The organism is Nocardia alni, assembly GCF_019038435.1.
Taxonomy (GTDB): domain Bacteria; phylum Actinomycetota; class Actinomycetes; order Mycobacteriales; family Mycobacteriaceae; genus Nocardia; species Nocardia alni.
Window position 1 is genome coordinate 1 of record NZ_JAGPOX010000104.1, and the last position, 17,826, is coordinate 17,826.

13 protein-coding genes are annotated in these 17,826 nt (G+C 66.1%); 8 read left to right on the forward strand and 5 right to left on the reverse strand.

Annotated features, from left to right (window positions below; genetic code table 11):
- Positions 1-297, forward strand: a 297-nt coding sequence (locus tag JZ791_RS31015; RefSeq protein ID WP_216899212.1) for a hypothetical protein, incomplete at its 5' end; no start/stop codon positions are given.
- Between the two features lie 19 nt (positions 298-316).
- Here JZ791_RS31015 and JZ791_RS31020 read toward each other — a convergent pair.
- Positions 317-1,171: an immunity 49 family protein gene (locus JZ791_RS31020; RefSeq protein WP_216899213.1), complete on the reverse strand. Its 855-nt coding sequence runs from the start codon at positions 1,169-1,171 to the stop codon at positions 317-319.
- Positions 1,168-4,809 carry a WXG100-like domain-containing protein gene (locus JZ791_RS31025; protein WP_216899215.1) on the reverse strand — a complete coding sequence of 1,214 codons (3,642 nt, stop codon included), beginning with the start codon at positions 4,807-4,809 and terminating at the stop codon, positions 1,168-1,170. The genes JZ791_RS31020 and JZ791_RS31025 overlap by 4 nt, the downstream gene beginning before the upstream one ends.
- Before the next feature lie 283 nt (positions 4,810-5,092).
- Between JZ791_RS31025 and JZ791_RS31030 the strand changes: the two genes are divergently transcribed.
- Positions 5,093-5,410 (forward strand): WXG100 family type VII secretion target, encoded by a 318-nt coding sequence (locus tag JZ791_RS31030; RefSeq protein WP_216899217.1) that lies wholly within the window; start codon positions 5,093-5,095, stop codon positions 5,408-5,410.
- Positions 5,411-5,418: 8 nt separating this feature from the next.
- Positions 5,419-6,063 carry a YbaB/EbfC family nucleoid-associated protein gene (locus JZ791_RS31035; RefSeq protein WP_216899218.1) on the forward strand — a complete coding sequence of 215 codons (645 nt, stop codon included), beginning with the start codon at positions 5,419-5,421 and terminating at the stop codon, positions 6,061-6,063.
- Between the two features lie 27 nt (positions 6,064-6,090).
- Here JZ791_RS31035 and JZ791_RS31040 read toward each other — a convergent pair whose 3' ends face one another.
- From JZ791_RS31040 to JZ791_RS31050, 3 genes are all read right to left on the reverse strand, one after another.
- Positions 6,091-8,208, reverse strand: coding sequence for an amylo-alpha-1,6-glucosidase (locus tag JZ791_RS31040; protein WP_216899220.1), 2,118 nt, complete (start codon positions 8,206-8,208; stop codon positions 6,091-6,093).
- On the reverse strand, positions 8,205-9,509 hold the full coding sequence (locus tag JZ791_RS31045; RefSeq protein WP_254206641.1) for a glycosyltransferase family 4 protein: 1,305 nt from the start codon (positions 9,507-9,509) through the stop codon (positions 8,205-8,207). The genes JZ791_RS31040 and JZ791_RS31045 overlap by 4 nt, the downstream gene beginning before the upstream one ends.
- A gap of 447 nt (positions 9,510-9,956) precedes the next feature.
- Positions 9,957-10,667: a siderophore-interacting protein gene (locus tag JZ791_RS31050; RefSeq protein ID WP_216899222.1), complete on the reverse strand. Its 711-nt coding sequence runs from the start codon at positions 10,665-10,667 to the stop codon at positions 9,957-9,959.
- A 78-nt stretch (positions 10,668-10,745) separates the two neighbouring features.
- Between JZ791_RS31050 and JZ791_RS31055 the strand changes: the two genes are divergently transcribed.
- From JZ791_RS31055 to JZ791_RS31075, 5 genes are all read left to right on the forward strand, one after another.
- Positions 10,746-12,560 carry an ABC transporter ATP-binding protein gene (locus tag JZ791_RS31055; RefSeq protein WP_216899224.1) on the forward strand — a complete coding sequence of 605 codons (1,815 nt, stop codon included), beginning with the start codon at positions 10,746-10,748 and terminating at the stop codon, positions 12,558-12,560.
- Positions 12,521-14,335: an ABC transporter ATP-binding protein gene (locus JZ791_RS31060; RefSeq protein ID WP_216899225.1), complete on the forward strand. Its 1,815-nt coding sequence runs from the start codon at positions 12,521-12,523 to the stop codon at positions 14,333-14,335. The genes JZ791_RS31055 and JZ791_RS31060 overlap by 40 nt, the downstream gene beginning before the upstream one ends.
- 94 nt (positions 14,336-14,429) lie before the next feature.
- On the forward strand, positions 14,430-15,437 hold the full coding sequence (locus JZ791_RS31065) for an ABC transporter substrate-binding protein (RefSeq protein WP_216899226.1): 1,008 nt from the start codon (positions 14,430-14,432) through the stop codon (positions 15,435-15,437).
- 191 nt (positions 15,438-15,628) lie between these two features.
- Positions 15,629-17,026, forward strand: a complete 1,398-nt coding sequence (locus JZ791_RS31070; protein ID WP_216899228.1) for a cupin domain-containing protein — start codon at positions 15,629-15,631, stop codon at positions 17,024-17,026.
- Positions 17,027-17,028: 2 nt separating this feature from the next.
- On the forward strand, positions 17,029-17,805 hold the full coding sequence (locus tag JZ791_RS31075; protein ID WP_216899230.1) for a YqcI/YcgG family protein: 777 nt from the start codon (positions 17,029-17,031) through the stop codon (positions 17,803-17,805).
- The last annotated feature ends 21 nt before the right edge of the window (positions 17,806-17,826 follow it).

Below are 17,826 nucleotides of genomic sequence, written 5' to 3' on the forward strand. Positions count from 1 at the left end.
CCCCTCCCCCCCGACCTCCGAGACCGCCTCCTCACCTACCTCGAATCCGCCCCGGTAATCCTCGCCGCCCGCACCCTGGACACCGACGAATTCACCCCCACAGACCACGACGTCCCCCTCAACTACCGCACCGACGGCACCTGGATCTGGGCAGGCTCCGTCCCCCACTACCTCCGCAAACACAACTTCACCCCCCAACCGGAACTGGTCGAGCACATCCGGTCCCGCGATTTCCACCTCGATACCATCGACGCCGCGACAAAGGAACGTGCGGTGTCGACCATCACAGCCCCGTAGAGGACATTCGATCGAACCTTCAGTCCATCGACCAATCGGGGCGCAGGAGGTGCGCTGGCAGATAGTCGGACTCCACATCGATCGGGAAATCATCGTCATAGGCAAACCGGGCAATTGCCAACGGCCCTAATGCAATTCGACCATACGGGTCGTTGGCCCTGTCCTCATCTGCGGTCCAGTAGAGTTTATGTAATTCCAACGCCTCGACCAATGCCGGACCAAATTCATCACGCTTGTCGCGAACGTACAGACGGAATAGATTGATCGGCTGATACAAAATGTACTGCAACTGATCGCGAGGGGTGATGGTTGCAATTTCCGGGCGGGAAGATTCAATGGTTGCTATGAGTTTATCCGCCAGACCCGGCTGCCTGAGCTGAAAGGTCTGCAATACATCTACCCAGTGATATATGTATTCATCGAAATGACCCTCGGGTGCGCGCAGCCGCTCTACCGGAATCTCAGACAACCGGGTCATGCTGTCCTGATCCCGACTAACTACCGCCAGCCAGAATGCAGTAAGCCAGTTGCCCGCGTTGACATACGGCCGCCGACCGATAGCCCGCAAGTGCCGAACCTCGTTATTGATACGACACTCGACCGTTCCCGAATCCTGACCCGTCACTGCGAACATGGCGACAGCGACCTGCATAGCTTGCACTACCGATTCCCAGGTCGTGAGCAGAGCTACTCCTGGGTCGAAAGAACAGCACGCGCGCATGTACTGGTAGGCCTTACTGAATGCCGAGTCGATACGCCCCGGGGACTCTTCGAGCTTGGCGATCGTCTTGGCCGCGCTGGCCCCCATCGCCTTCGCGAATTTTTCGGCATCCGGATCCACTGTCCAGTGCCGGTCGATAGTTACCGAGATCATTCTTTCTCCCGAATGTCGAATATCTTTCGCACATAACCGAGGTAACGACCCTGTTCGTCCAGTACACCTCCCACGAGTATATAGTCGACCAGTCCATTGTCCAGTTTATCGTCCAGCTCATCGGCGAGCTCCAACTCGCCGCGGTCACGCATCTTCACGAGAATATCCTGGAAGTACTCCCGAGTCCCCTGGGTCACTCGCTCCCCGCTGGGTAGACGTCGGCTGTTGAGGGCCGTCTCTATGGAACTCTTACACTCGACGACAACCAGCTTGTCGCCGTGCCGCCAAACCTGATCGAACTGATCGTTACCGTTCTTCGGCCCACCCAGCGCCTCGGAGGTCGCACCAGGATAATGGTCGGGAATAGCATGCTCCCGGGCAACAGTCTCGCCGAACTCCTCGGCCTTCTTCGACATAGCTCCATGCAGTGGTGAATGCTCTTGGTCAGCCTGGTTGACCGCCTCCCTGGTTTCGGGCGTGTCATGCGCTTCCTGTGCGGCACGAGCATTCTTCAGCGCCTCCTCTGCCGCCTTGTCAGCAACAATGGACTTCATTCGATCCCTACCGCTCGAATCGATTCGATCACGTGCATCCTGACCCGTCCCATCGCGGTCGACGGGGTCTTCGATTTTCAGGTAGTCCGGCCGTTTCGCCGGCGGCTCGTTTTCCTTCGAGATCCAACGTCCTGTTTGCGGGTCCTTCACCAGCTCCGGCGGCACTTCACCGAACTCGTCATCCTTCAAATCCACACTCTTGCGCTGCGCCCGATTAGTGTGGTCAGCGTAATATTTCTTGAAATACTTTGGATCCTCATTCGCCATATCAACCTGCCGGTGCATGATTTCCAGCCGAGTCAGGCCCTCCGGTGGCACAGTGTGTCGCGATTGCGCGCTGTCCGGATCCAGGCTGTGCTTATCCGCCTCGGACGTGCCCGGTACGAAGCCGTCGTCGCTCGCGCGGGTCTTGGTCCCGTCTGGGTGGGTGACGTTCCACTCCCCGTCGGGCGGGATGCCCGGTCGGGGGTTGCCGTCGGCGTCGCGCACGGTCGAACTGCTGTAAAGGCGGCCGTTCTCGTCGCTCCAGGCGTCCTTGGTGGGTGACAGGACATCTGCGCCCGTGTGCGCGGCCAGGCGGTCGGCGAAGTCGTTGGAGTCGGCCTTGCAGCCGATCAGGCGGATGGGCTTTTCGCCGTCCCAGCCGTGGTTGCGCAGGGCGTCGCCGAATTCCTCGGGCGTGTAGAGCTTGCCACCGATGCGGGCGTGGCCGTCGTCGGTGACGTGGACATCCGCGGTGTAGTAGCGGTCGTCGGCGGGGACTTTGTGGGCCAGGGCGTTCAGGCCCGCATCGTCGCCATGCAGGGAGATCCCCGCATCGGTCGACTCGGCGTTGTCATCGAAGGCCTTCTCGATGTCCGGCTGGTCATCGGTGGAGGTACCCTGCGTGTCGGAGTGGTCCTGCGGCTGTTGGTCCTGCGAATCCTCTTGATGTTCAGCATGTTTGGTTGACTCCTCCGGTTCCGCAGTGTGGTCGGCGGGGGCAGGTTCTTCACCCGGCAGACCCGCGCGAGACTCTTTACCGGGGTCATCGGATGTTTGAGTCTCGTTGTCCCCCAACGGAACTTCTTCGATCGGACGGCCGTCGTCGCCAGCCCGCGCCTCCGCGTCGGGGAGCCCACCGTCATCACCACGCGAGCGAGCCCCCGCCAGATCGACCGGTCGATCCGAGCCCCCCGCGCGGATGCGTGATCGACCGGGTCCGCTCGAACGAGGGTCGGGTCTGCCTGTGCGGGAGTCGGGTTCGGCTCCGGTACGGCGAGGGCGGGTCGGTGAGGACGAGCCGGCCCGCTCGCCCGCGGGCTTCACCGTCCGACTCTGGTCCGGGCGGCCGGATTCCTCGTGCGGGCCGGAGCGGGCCGACTCTGCTCCGAGTGTTGCCGGGGCTTCCTCGCCTTCCAGCCTGCCGCTCGAAACCTCCATTCCTGGAGTGCTTTCCACCTCGCCGGTCGCAGCGGTATCGCCGACCGGGGAGTCCGTCCGGCCTGCCGACAGGGTGAACGACTTGTCACCTTTCCCGGCGTCGCCACCGACGGATGCCGGGTCCGCACCGGCTCGGGCGTCCGCACGCGACTGCGCGCCGTCCGCGCCCGACGGGCGACCGGCTGCACCGGCTCGGTCGCCCGTCCCGGCTGATGTTGTGGATCCGGTTCGTGTGGGGCTGGTTTCGGTACCGGCCGATTTGTAGGAGCTCGACCCGTCCCCGACGGTAGCCGGACGCGCGCTGTCCACCGATCCGCTCGGGCGCGCCGACAATGGCGATTGCGGTGCCGCATTCGATGCCGTGGCCCGATCTACCACACCATCGCCGGCGCCATCCGATGCGCCCGCACGCGGTCCACCGGCTCCGGATTCGACAGAATCCGCCGTACCTGCCCCTCGTACCCCGTCGCCGGACTGCGAACTCGGCAGACTGCCCTGTGAGTCGCTCGAATGCTCCTGCGCACCCGCGCCTCCGGCGTCCGGATGGTCGGAGCCGGCGGGATGCGTCGCACCGGGCGAATTCTCGGAGCCTACGTCGGAACCGGTCGAACTCGTTGTACCGGATGGACTTTCACCGGTTGCGCCCTGCCCCTCGTTGCCTGCGGTGCTGGAACCATCCGTACCGGGTCCATCATTCACCGACACCGACGGTTCGTCGGATGTACCAGCGCTCAGCCGGGATTCGGGCACGCTGCCGTCGCCGGTGACGTCCGTGCTACCGCTGCGTCCCCTGGCGCCCTCACGCAGGCCGCCTGCCGCGCCGAACACCGCCCCCTGGGTAAGTCCCTTCCAACTCCACTGCCAATTGTCGGTCAACGCCGCATTCGTCGCCCAGCCGCCCAATGCGCCGGCCCCGCCGCTGAGCGTCCCCATCAAAAATTTCCCGCCGAGCGATTTGGCCCAATCCCCCATCACGCCGCGCAGAAACGAACCCGTCAGTCCTCCGGCAAGACCACCGGCCAGACCACCCGCGGCCGTGAGCCCGACCTCGTCCCAATTGATGCCCCTGCCGTGCGCCATCTGGTTGCCCAGGTCCACGGCGGTGGGAAGAACCACATTGAGCAGAAGCAATTTCTTCCACTCGTTCTTCAAGTACGCCAGCACCATATCCTTGAGAATGGCCTTGGCCAGGTATTGCAGCAGCTCTTTCGTACCCTCCCTGGCCGCAGCCCTGGCGGCGAGAATCGTGAACGCGTCTTCCTCGGCCTCGGTCGGCGGAAAGAACGCCGCCGCAAGGAGTTCGGCCGCCGTGGTGATCAACAGCGTCTCGAATTGAATCTTCGCCGATTCGATCGAGTCGCCAGCCTGTGAGGCACTGTCACCGACGTTGTTGAACCACTTGGTCAGCTCGTCGATCGACTGCGATCCCGTGCGCATGGACTGCAACTGCTGAATCATCTGATCGCCGCCGGAACCATCCGGATACGCGGCCCGGACCGCCGCGATGGCCGCGTCGATATCGTTGTCGATGTCGGCGAGCGAATTAGCCGCGTCGTACCAATCCTGCGCGAGGGCCCACATTTGATCCTCGTCGCCCTCGGGCCACCACAAGCCGAGCGTGTCGAGCAGTTCTTCGGCCCATCCCGGTTTGCTCATCCCCATGACAGCCACCCGACCGCACAACCATTCTTGTGCACCGAATCCACCCTCCCCGGCGGAACGCACCGAGCCTGCCCGCGATACCGAACCACACCGGAAACCCAGATACCTCGGGCCGATGCATGCCGGCCCGAATGCACCTTTACACGCCACCCCCGGGACTGCAACCCCCAAGAACTCGTGGTAGACACCGCCGTTGCCGGTGATTCGGCCGGACCGCTATCCTCTATACAGGAGACACTCAGATCGTCATGAGGTCGAGCGTACGGGGCGGAGGTCCATAGTCATGGGTAAGGTTCAGGTAGATCCAGAGTTACTCCACCAGGCTGCCGACAAGGTCCAACACGTCAGCGATCGAATCTCCCAGACGCTCAACACTTTGCAGTCCTCGGCCGACGGCAAGGGCTCTCCCTGGGGTGACGACGTCTACGGTTATAAATTCGCGGAGGGCGATAACAACGACGGCTACCTGGCCGCCCAGAGTTCGCTCCACGAAATCACCAGCGGGCTGGTCGGCCATTCCCAGAGCCATGCAGAGGGCGTGCACACCTCTGCCACCGACCTCACCACGGTCGACGATCAAAACTCCGACGGCTTCCAGTAGCGGCAGCGATGGCCAACGAATTCGCCAAGGCCCGACTGGCAGAACTCAAGTCGGACTTCAACACACAGGTGGCGCTGATCGCCGATCTACAGCGCCGTCGTACCCAGCTCACCGGTACAGGCACCGCGCGCGGTAAACGGGTGACAGTCACGGTGAATGCCGACGGCACCGTGATCGAGACCAAGTTCACCGCGGACGTCTCCGATCTCAGTTACTCCGAGATCGCCCGCGCGATGACAGAGGCGGCTCAGCAGGCCGCGGCGGAGGTAGCCCGCAAGCGCACCGAGCTCATGCAACCGCTGACCGAGGTCCGCGCCCGACTTCCGAAATTGTCCGAGATCGTCGAGAGCATGCCGGACGTGACCGCGCACATGCCCAAGGCCCCGGAGGTGTCCCTGGCACCCCCGAACTCCCCGGAGCGCCTGGCAGCCGAGCACGACGCCAACGCGAACGGCGTCACCGGAAACGGCTGGTCCCCGGCGAAACCCTCCTCGACCGTCACGAACACCGAAGCGTCCGCCCACCCCAGCAGTGGCGTCACCGGAAACGGCTGGTCCCGAACGGATGCCGAGAAGCCGCCCACCACCTTCACCAACGTGGAAGAGTTCATCGCCCCGCGCCGCCGCGGCGATACCACCGAAGCCGGGTGGTGAACTCACCACCCGGCCCGGATCACCGCTTCAGTGCGTGACCAGCTTCCACTCGTCGGGCAGGTTCGAGGAGAGCACCTTATTGCCGTCCACGGCCAGGTCCAGCACCGTGCCTCCCAACCGCAGATCGGTGAGTTCTACTCTGCCCCAACGCGCGGGCAGGTGCGGCAGCACCGTCAACGTCCGCCGGGGCACGTCCGGTTCCAACCCGAGGAATGAGCGCACCAGCAGTAGTGGCGCCGCGCTCGCCCATGCCTGCGGTGAGCAGGAGGTCGGGTACGGGACCGGGGCCGGGAATCTGGAACGCGGGAAACCGCAGAACAATTCGGGCAGGCGGCCGCCGAATGCCGCCGCCGCGTCCAGCAGGCCGTCCGAGAGGCGGGTGGCCAACTCGATCGCGCCGGGGATGTGGCGGTAGCGCAGCAGTCCGGCGACGGCGATGGCTGTGTCGTGCGGCCAGACCGAACCGTTGTGGTAACTCATCGGATTGAAGGCGCCCATGCTGGATGCCAGTGTGCGCAGACCGAATCCACAGTCCATCTGTGGTGCGGACAATCGCTCCACCAGTTGCGCGGCATGCTCGTCCGTCACGATGCCCGACCACAGGCAGTGCCCCACATTGCTGGTCAGCGAATCGACCCGGTGCTTGTGCCGATCGAGTGCGACCGCGTACCAACCCTTTTCGGGCATCCAGAACGCCTCGGCGAATTTCGTGCGCAGCTCCGAGGCCCGATCCCGCATCCGGGTGGCGATGGCCGCCTCGCCGAACTCCTCGGCCAGTTCGGCCCGGGCCTCCATCGCCGCGTAGGCATAGCCCTGCACCTCGCACAGCGCGATCGGCGCCTCGGCCAAATGCCCTATGGTGTCGTTGATTCCGTCGAAGCTGTCCTTCCAGCCCTGGTTGATCAGCCCACGGTCGGTGGCCCGCTGATATTCGACGAAGCCGTCTCCGTCGCGGTCGCCGAAATGCCCGATCCAGTCCAGCGCGGCGTCGGCGGCGGGCAGCAGTGCCTGCACCGCATCGGGATCCGCGCCCCAGCGCCGCACCTGCGCCAGCAACATCACGAAAAGCGGTGTGGCATCGACGGTTCCGTAATAGACCTCACCACCCAACGCCAGCCCGCCGGAGGGGCCGCGCCGGATCTCGTGCATGATCCGGCCGGGCTCCTCTTCGGTGAGCGGGTCCACCCGCTGGCCCTGCATCTCGGCCAGCTGTTGCAAAGTGCCCAGCGCCAGGCCCACATCCAGCGGCAGCGCCATCCACGCGGTGAGCAGGCTGTCGCGGCCGAACAGGGTCATGAACCAGGGCGCGCCGGCCGCGACGAACGTGCGGCCCTCGCTCGTGTCGTCGTGGATCCGCAGCGCGCCCAGATCGCTCTCGGTGCGCTGTAGTACGGCCGTGAGCAGTGGATCGCCCGAGGTCAGCTTGGTAGCGGTATCACGCCACGCCTCGATCTTGCGGCCGGGCTCGCTGGCCTCGTAATGCTCGCCCGTCCGCAGTGGTAGCCGCACCCGCTGGTTGCCCATGGTCGGCTGCGCCAGGATCTCGGTCTGCCACCGCCCGCCGGGCGGCACGACCACCCGCCACGACAGCGACCCGGGCAGCACCTGCGGCGCCTCCGAGGAGGTGACGGCCAGTCCGCGCGCCCGATCGGACCGATCGGTGAACACCAGTTCGGTATCGGTGGCCAGTACCTCCGAGCGCCCGTGCCCGCCGCGGCCCTCCTTCACCGCGAACAGATCCACGAAATCGCAGTCGGCGTGCAGTTCCAGGGACACCGCGGTGGGTTCGCGGCCCAGATTCTCCAGCGTGACCGTCTCCCGCAGCCCATCCGCGACGAGCCGCTCGCGCACCACCAGCAGGGTGCTGTCGGCCGCACCCGCGCGCGGCGGCCGGCGCAGGATGAATCGCGCGGTGAACGCCTCCGGGCTCAGCACCGACAGCGGTTCGGGCCGATGCCCGTCCACACGCAGCTCCCACCGCGACACCACCCTGGCGTCGCGGTAGAACAGACCGTGCGCGGTGCCGGGCTCGACGTCGCCGATCCGGTCCGACAGGCAGAACGTGCTGCCGTCCACCAGGGTGATCGCGCCACCCGCGCCACCCAGGGTGGTGGGTTCACCGGAGTTGAGCGGGCTGGGGTTCATGCGGTATCCCCCGCCGCCGTGAGTGGTCCGCGCGGCGACCGAGTGCCCAGCTGGGCCGGCCGCACAGCTTTCGCCGCCGCCGCGCCCGCCGGGGGTGTCGACGCGCCGAGCTGCGCCGACACCGCTGTGGCCGGTGCCGGCACCACACCGATCTGTGCGGACACCGTCACGACGGACGTCGCGGACCGCCCGGCCCGAGACCGCCGCGACCGCAGCACCCGCCTATATACGTGTTCATATCCACGCCCGAGCGTGTCGGCGCCGAAATCACGCGCCACATGCTCGCGGCATGCCACAGGATCGTAGTGGCGCACCTCGTCGATCGCCGCGGGCAGCTCGGCCGGATCGTCGCAGATCCGGCCGGTCACCCCGTCCACGATCACCTCCGGCACCGCTCCACCGCGCAGCGCCACCACGGGCGTGCCGCACACCATCGCCTCGATCATCACCATTCCGAACGGTTCCTCCCACTGCACCGGGAACAGCAGACATTGCGCCTGGGACAACAGCTTCTTCTTCGCGACGGAGTCGGCCATTCCGAACACGTGATCGCGCTCGGTCAGCAACGGCCGCACCGCCCTGTCGAAATACGCCTTCTCCGGGGGTTCTTTGCACTTACCAGCGAGCACCAACGGTATGCCGGCCGCGTGCGCGGCCCGCAACGCCAGATGCGGCGCCTTGTCCTCGGTGAACCGACCCAGGAACAAAGCGTAGCCGCTCTTGTCCTTCTCGAGGGGCCAATCGTCCACGCGCAACGCGTTGTGTACCCGACCGGCCCAGTTCAGATCGGGTGCCAGGGCGCGCTGGCGGTCGCTGATCGCCACCAGCGACACGTCCCTGCCCAACTCGCTGTAGTACTCGTATTCCTCGCCGCCGACCGGTCCGTGCACGGTGACGACGGTCGGCAGCCCCAGATCGCGATAGAAGGGGGCGTTGAGCGGTCCGGCGAAGGTGTGATCGTGGACCAGATCGACGCCCTCGTGCGCGACGAGCCGTTCGACGGCACGGCGAATCTTCAACGCGTGCATCACCTCCGGGAACACCTCGCCCAGCCGATCGGCCTGGATGTGATCCCACACCGGCACGAAGCGCGCCGCGGTGCCGGGTCGACCCGCACCGAGCAGTGTGACCTCGTGCCCCCGCCCGACCAGAGCATCCACCAGATCCGCGACGACGGCCTCGACGCCGCCGTAGGCCACCGGCGGCACGTCGAAATAGGGCGGCACGACCATCGCTATACGGAGGCGATCGTGGGTCGACGGCTCGAACGAGACACTCCGCGGCGTGGATGGGATATTCATTGTGACTTCTCCTACGAACGCACCGATCGACGCTGCGACACGAGCGCCGATTCCGCACGCCACCCGCGCATTCACCCGTCAGCGCATAAGGTTAGGCTTCCCTATACGCTCGAAGGGTGTGCGTGACAAGCTCGACATCAGGAGATATCTACGATGAAATCCGTCCGGACGTCCTGCTCACAGAGGGCGGCGTCAGCTGCACCGACAGGTGAATTCACCTTGGCCGTGGCCGATTGCGGTTCGAATTCAGCGGCGTCCGGCTCGGGTGACTATGCCGTGGGTGATCAGCCATGCGCGGGGTGACACCACAATTCACGGCATCCCGAAACGCATCGTCGCGTCGGGCAGTCAGTGGCTGATCACCACTCTAGCGCTGGGCATCGCGCCCGTCGGATATATCGAAAATGTCGCCCCGGCAATGCGATTGCAACCGTGCGCGACGCCCGCTCACAGTCCGGTCTTCCCGGTTGCCCAGTAGGGCTTGGTGCTGATTGCCTTTCGTGCCAAACCCGCACGGGTCAGCAATATCCGGCGCTGCCGCTGGATCGACTGCGCGTGCCCGAACAGCGATGCGGCGTCGTATCGGACCGCCTCGTCCAGGGTCGCCTCGATCCACTCGGCGACGGCAGCTCCGGGGATGGTCGCGGCAGGAAGGATCTCGATTCCCGGCAGCAGATCCACGAGCGCGGACCGATCCTCGACGGGCGCTTCGACCGCCCCCGACGCCGGACCGTGCGTGTCCTGGCCGGCAGCGCGGTTGACGAGACCGCGAATCGTGCCGACGGCGGATCCGTCGCCGAGATACAGGTGATTGCCCTGCCGACTCGGCACGGGCGTGTTCATCCCGAGGACCACCACCTCACGACCGACGTCCAGCGCCGCGGCCCATCGGGATCCCGGCCCGTCGGCGCCGAGGTGGAACAGCACCGAGATCGCCGTGCCCGCCTCGTCGACGGCCATGACCGAGTAGTGCCGGAAGGTGTTGTTGTCGATCCGGAACTGGATGTCCTGCCCGGCCTTCCAGCCCGATTTCAACGGCTCGACCCGCAGATCCACCGTCAGAAAATGAGGCGAAATCCGTTCGGCCGCAGTGACGGCCGCACGATGGCCGAAGGACTTCTCGGTGATGGTGGCCAGCAAGCCGGGCATGGACGGCACGAAATTCCTCCTGGTGACCGGGCGCCGCTGGCACCCTTTCGGTTAAGCTTAGCCTAACCAAACATCGAGGGAGTTTTCATGGCAAGCAACGACGCACAGCGTCGTGTCGACACGCTGACCAGGCAGGTGCGCGGGCCGGTGACCGTCGCGGCAATCGCCGAATCGGTGTCCGCGGTGCTGGCGGTGGTCCCGGTGATCGCCACCGTCGAGATCGCCGGACTGCTGCTGAACGGCCACGCCTCTCGCGCGCACCTGTGGACATGGGTGGCCGTCGCGGCCGTCGCGCTGGTGGCGGCCGCGCTGTGCCGCATCGCGTCGTCCGTGCTGGCTCATCTCGCCGACGCGGATCTGAGTCTGTCGCTGCGGATGCGCCTGGCCGAACATCTGGCCAGGCTCCCCCTGGGCTGGTATTCCTCGGACGCCGCCGGCAAGACCAAAGCCGTTGTGCAAGACGATGTCGCGGGCCTGCACGAGGAGGTCGCCCACCGCAAGCCGGAGCTGGCGGGATCGGTGGTCGCCGGAATCGCCGTGGTCGTCTACCTGTTCGTCCTGGACTGGCGCCTGGCGCTGGCGGTGGTCGTGCTGGTCACGGCCGCTCAGCTGATCCGCAATTCGCTGACCAAGAAGATCATCCCCGCCTACGGCGCGGTGGCCGGGGCCTCGGCGCGGATGGGTTCGGCGGCGGTCGAACTCGTCCAGGGCATCACGGTATCCAAGGTCTTCCATCGCGCGAGCGACGACGCCGAGGCCACGCCCGGCACGGCATACGGCGCCCACGCGAGGTTCCGGCAGGCGGCCACCGACTATGCCGACGCCGACGAGACCCTCACCGACAACATCGCGACCCTGCGCGCGTGCACCCGCGCCACGGTCGCTCCGGGCACGGTCGCGCTGATCATCCTGGCCCTGGCGACCCTGCTGCTGGGCGTCTGGGATGCCAGGCCGGTGAACGTGATCGCGTTCCTGCTGCTCGGACTGACGCTGTTCGACGTCACCACCCCGCTGTATCTGCACCTGATCCTGCCCAGGCTCGGCATCGGCAGTCCCATGCCGAACAAGGCGCAGACGATGGCCGAGCGGATAGATCAGATCCTCGACGTGCCCGAGATGGACGAGCCGGCCGATCCGGCGACGTTGCCGACCGGCGGCGGCGCCCGGCGGGTGTCGATGAAGAACGTGACCTTCTCCTACGACGGGCAGCGTACGGTCCTGCGCGACCTCGACCTCGAGCTCGCCCCGGGCACGATGACCGCACTGGTCGGGCCCTCGGGCGCGGGCAAGTCCACGGTCGGGCAGTTACTCGCGCGTTTCTACGATCCGGCCGAGGGCAGTATCGAGATCGACGGCGTACCGATCGCGTCGCTGGACGCCCAGCGGCTGTACGGCACAGTGGGATTCGTCTTCCAGGACGTCGCGCTGCTGCGTGCCACCGTGCGCGACAACATCGCCCTCGCGCGTCCGGACGCCGTACAGGACGAGATCGAGCGCGTCGCGCGGGCCGCCCAGATCCACGACCGCATTCTCGCGCTGCCGGATGGATACGACACCGTGCTCGGCGAGGACGCGGCCCTGTCCGGCGGCGAACGACAGCGCCTGAGCATCGCGCGCACGCTGCTCGCCGACACCCCGGTACTCGTACTCGACGAGGCGACCGCCTACGCGGACCCGGAATCGGAAGCGGCCGTGCAGGATGCGCTCTCGGAGCTGGCGCGCGGCCGGACGCTGCTGGTGGTCGCACACCGGCTGCACACGGTCGTGGACGCCGATCAGATCGTCGTGCTGGTGGACGGTTCGGTGGCCGAACGCGGCACCCACGAGGAATTGCTCGACGCCGCAGGCGAATACGCGAAGCTGTGGCAGCTACAGACCACGACGATCGGAGCGCGCGCGTGATCCGCCTGCTGGACAAGATCTTCGGCGACGCCGCACGCCGGCGCATCCGGTTGCTCATCGCCGCGAACGTCGGCAACGCGGTGCTCGAGGGAGCCGCTGTGGCACTGTGCATTCCGGTGCTCTACAACCTGCTCGGACGCCATGTCGGCGTGGCCGGCCGGTGGCTGATACCGCTCGCGATCGTGGTCGCCGCCTATTGGATCGTCACCTCGGTGATGGAACATCTCGGCACGCATGTGGCAGCCCTGCTGCGCCGTGAGCTGTTCGCCCGGCTGGCCGACAAGATCATCGCCCTGCCGCTGGGCTGGTTCGACTCCACCAGCGCGGGATCGGTGACGGCGCTGGTCACAGGCGGTAGCCAAGCGCCCCTCGGTGTCGTGATGGCGCTGAAATCCATTACCGAGACCGTCATCCCGCCGGTAATCGTGCTGGTGGTCGTGCTCGTGATGGACTGGCCGGTAGGGCTGGCCGTGCTGATCGTCATTCCGATCCTGTGGGCGCTGCAACGCGCTGTCACAGGCCCTATCTCGCGGGCCGAGGCAGCCGAGGCAGCCGCGGTCACCGAGGCCAATGCCCGCTTGATCGAGTTTTCCCAGACACAGCCCGTCCTGCGGGCGAGCGGGCGTGAGGACCGCGGTCTCGGTGAGCTGTCGACCGCGCTGCGCAATCGGCACGCGACGACGAACAAGCAGATCATGCGGGCGACGGCCGGACTCAACGTCGGCGAGCTCAGCGTCCAGATCGGGTTCGTGGTCGTCCTCGCGGTGGCGGTCGTGATCGGCAGCGGCGCTTGGCAACCGGGGTCACATCAGGCCGCGCGGTTGATCACGGCGCTGGTCTTCGGCATCTGGGCGCTGCGTCCGATCGGAAAGATCCCGACGGCGGTGCTGATGCTCGGCGGTTCCGCCGCCGGGCTCGGCCGGATCGACGCGCTGCTGTCCTATCCCGAACTGGCCGAACCCGATTCGTCGGCGACGCCCATCGATACGGGCGCCGCGATCGAGCTGCGCGGCGTCCGCTTCGGCTATCGCGACGGCTTGGACGTGCTCTCCGACGTCGACATCACCGTCCCCGCGGGCAGCACCACCGCGCTCGTCGGCCCGTCCGGCTCGGGCAAGACCACGATCGTGAATCTGGTGGCCCGATTCTGGGACGCGAGCGCGGGCAGCGTCCGGGTCGGCGGCGTCGACGTGCGAGAGCTGCGCGGCGCGGATCTGATGGACCGAATCGCGTTGGTACCGCAGGACGTCTACCTCTTCGACGACACCCTGGAGGCCAATATCCGCGTCGGCAAGCCCGACGCCACCGAGGCCGAGGTCCGCCGGGCGGCGAACCTGGCACAGGTCGACTCCATCGTCGAGCGATTGCCGCAGGGGTGGCAGACCCCGGTCGGCGCGGGCGGGCACATCCTGTCCGGCGGTGAGCGCCAACGTGTCTCGATCGCCAGGGCGCTGCTCAAGGACGCACCGATCGTGCTGCTCGACGAGGCATCCTCGGCCCTGGACGCCCGCAACGAGGCGGCGATCGCCGCGGCCCTCGGCGCGCTCGGGCAGGGCCGCACCCTGCTCATCATCGCCCATCAGCTCTCCACCATCGCGGACGCGGATCACGTGGTGTACCTGCGAGCCGGGCGCGTTGTCGAATCCGGTTCGCACACCGAGCTGTTCGCGGCGGACGGCGAGTACGCCCGGTTCTGGAGCGAGCAGCAACGGGCCAAGCAGTGGCGGCTGCGCGGGCGCACCGCGACAGAGCGGGTGGGCGAGCGCATCAGGTAGGCGGTGGTGCGGCCCACATCGCTTGATGATCGCTTTACCTTGATTCAGCTTTAGGTTAGCCTAACCTAATCTGAGTGAGAGGTTTCGTTTTCCCATGACTTCACGGACAACACCGCGCAAGCGCCCGATACTTCGCCGAGCAGTATCGGCCGCCCTCGCGGTGGGCGCGATCGCGCTCATCGCGGGGTGCGGCAGCACGGATTCGACATCGTCGAGCACGGCCGGCTACCAGGCGGTGACCGTCGACCACGCCTTCGGGCAGACGGTCGTGACGCGGAAACCGACGCGCATCGTGTCGCTCTCCCCGACCTTCACCGACGCGCTGATCGCCCTGAACACCAAGCCCGCGGGGTACGCGCCCAACCCCTTGACGAACGCGGATTACCCCTGGGATCAAGGAAATCCGGACCTGGCCGGGGTGACCCAGGTACCGCTCGGGCCCGGCGGGTCGGTGCCGGAGGAGAAGATCGCGCAGTTGCAGCCGGATCTGATCCTCGGCGGCGGACTCATCGCATCCAAGGACGAGTACGACAAACTCAGCAAGCTGGCTCCGACCATTCCGTCGCTGAAGGCCGGCGCACTGGACTCCTGGCAGGACGACACGACGCTCGTCGGCAAGCTGCTGGGCCGTCCGGGCGATGCCCAGCCGGTGATCGACAACGCCGCCAAGGCATCGGCCGACGCCAAGAACCGGTATCCCGCGCTGGCCGGAAAGACGTTCGCCGTCAGTCTGTTCGTCGATTCGACGAATATCGAGGTCATCACCAACCCCGACGACAACGCGAACAAATTCTTCGAATCTCTCGGGATGAAACTTCCCGACTCGCTGCACGGGATCTCCGGTGGCCTCGGCGGGTTGAACGGGAAGATCAGCATGGAGCGGCTGGACCTGCTGAATTCGGATCTGCTGTCGGTCGGATACATGACGCCGGGCGCGGCCGGGCAACTCGAGAACCAGCCGCTGTTCCGGCAGCTGCCCGCCGTGCGGCACGGCGCCTACCTGGCCACCGACGCGGACGTGAGCGCGGCGCTGCGGCTGCCGACCGCGCGGACCACGACCTGGCTGCTGACCAAGTTCGACGGCGTCTTCGCGAAACTCTAAGGGACGCACAAGGTGTGGTGTCGCGGGCGATTCTCGCCGCGGCACCGCACCGACGACCGGCGCGAGTGCGCCTCGATGAGGACTCGACGCGGTCTTCTCGAGTTGTTATTGTAGCCTTACCTTATTAAGGGTGCCCTTATTGTGGCGGCGTGACCGTCCGGGCGCTGGTGTGATCGAAGGGATTTATCGACGTGGACACCGTCCACCGGCCGTTGCCGGAACTTCCAGATACCACCGATCCGAACGCCCTCGTAGTCGCGTTCGCCTCGAATCCGGCATTTCGCGCCGCCGAATGGAGCGAGCTCACCACGCCCGCGAACCCGTACCGCAGGCCGGTGCGACCCGACGATCTGGCATGGGTCAAGTACCACGAGACGATGCCCGCGCCGAAAGCCTTGCGCCTGAGCGCATTACTGGGCCATCGCATGCTGCGCAACATCTACGACCTCGAGTCCACCCTCATCGCGCCCGCCGACGGCGTGGATACGGTCAACCAGGACCGCGCCGACTTCTACAGCCGGGACAACCGCGTGCGGTCCGCATTGGCGCGCCCGGTGCTCGAGCGCCACCTGTTCGACTTCCTGGGCGACAGCGGCGGCGGCGACGCACTCGACCTGGCGCGCGCGGCCGTGCGGCGATTGTCCGAGAACACTCCGGAAGCCGCACGGGCCGCCGAAAAGATTACCGGTGCAAAGGAAGCCGCCGTCTTTCTGCTCATCCAGTACCACGGCCTCATGCCTGCCGTCCGGGAGGCGCTCGGGCGCGCCGGTGTCGGCGAATATCCGCGTCATCTCGACGGCCTGCAAACCGCCCTGCTGGGGTCGTATCAGCAGTGGATCGCGCTGCGCTCGTCCTACCGCGAACTATTGGACGCGGCGGGTCTGGCGCAGACTCCCAGCGCGCAATGGCAACTGCTGCTGGGCACCTCCCTGGCCCGGGGCAATCACCTGTTGTCGCTCGCCGCCGACCCGGCGCGGCTGCCCGAACTCGTCGGCGCGGCGATCTATCTGCACCTGGCCGGGGCACGCGATACCGCCGCGCTGCGGCCGCTGCTCGAACGCGGCCTCGGATCCGGTACGAATCTCGCCGGATTCGATCTCGGTATCGGCTGGTCGGTCGACCTCGACGAGTTCTTGGAAGAGACTCTCGCGGCACTGGTGACCTCCTACGGCGAGCAGGCTTCCCGCGCGTTCGGCCGCGGATTCGCCGCCGCCGAACGCCTGCACGATTTGTGGGACGGCGACCTGGCCACCCAGATCACCTGGGCCGATCAGATCGAACTGCACCAGGAGTACGCCGAGAAGATCCACCGCTACCTCGAGGACAACGAGATCGTCGTCGACCTGGACACATTCGTGGAGAGCGAGGAGGAGACCTCGACCACCCATGTGCACAACGAGCACCGGCTGGTGATGATCGAAGAGGGGCAGATGCACTTCTGGAACAACGTCACCCACAAGATCGAGCTGTGCACCGGCGACAAGATCCTCATCCCGGTGTCACGACTGCACGGGTCCACCGTGCTGTCCGGCGTATGTACCTATCACCAGCCCATCATTCCCGACGATCTGCTACGAAAGATCGTCTGACGATGGAGAGTGACAGTAGTTCCAGCCCAACCGAATCCGATCGCCTCCGCCGCGTGACCCTCGGCGCCCTGCCCGAGTGGGGCGTCAAACACGGCCTGGAGTTGCTGGACCTGATCGGATTGCCCGAGAACGGCTTTCCCTGCACGTTCGCCGTACGTGGCGCACGGACCGAGGGATTGCGATTCGGATTCATCGACGAACTCTACGATCGCGACGCCCGCGAGGGCCTTCGCGTCATTCTCCGGCAGTATCTCGCGATGTATCAATCCATTTCGCGCGAGACCTCGCTGATCGTGTTCTTCCACACCGACGAGCCGGACGATTCGCTGTCCGGATACTTCGGGACGTTCTGGGAGATCCTGCAGGACCTGCACGACGGAGATACCACCGGGTGGCCCGCGGGGATCCCGCAGAATATCGATCATCCGATGTGGGAGTACGTCTTCGAGGGCACGCCCATGTTCGTGGTGTGCAGCACGCCGGCGCACGTCCGGCGTCGCAGCCGCCACAGCCCGATCTTCTACATCACCTTCCAACCGCAATGGGTCTTCGAGAACATCAAGCCCGACACCAGGGCCGGCCAGCTGGCACGCAAGAGCATCCGCAAGAGATTGGTCGCATTCGACGACGGCCTCGAACCGTCTGCGGCGCTGGGTAATTACGGCGATCCGGACAACCGGGAGTGGCTGCAGTACTTCCTGCCCGACGACAACGAATCGGGCTCGCCCACCGGGGGCTGTCCTTTCCTGCACCGCGCGCGACCGCCGTTGTCCGACTGAGCGGCTCGAAGGCTATCGCGG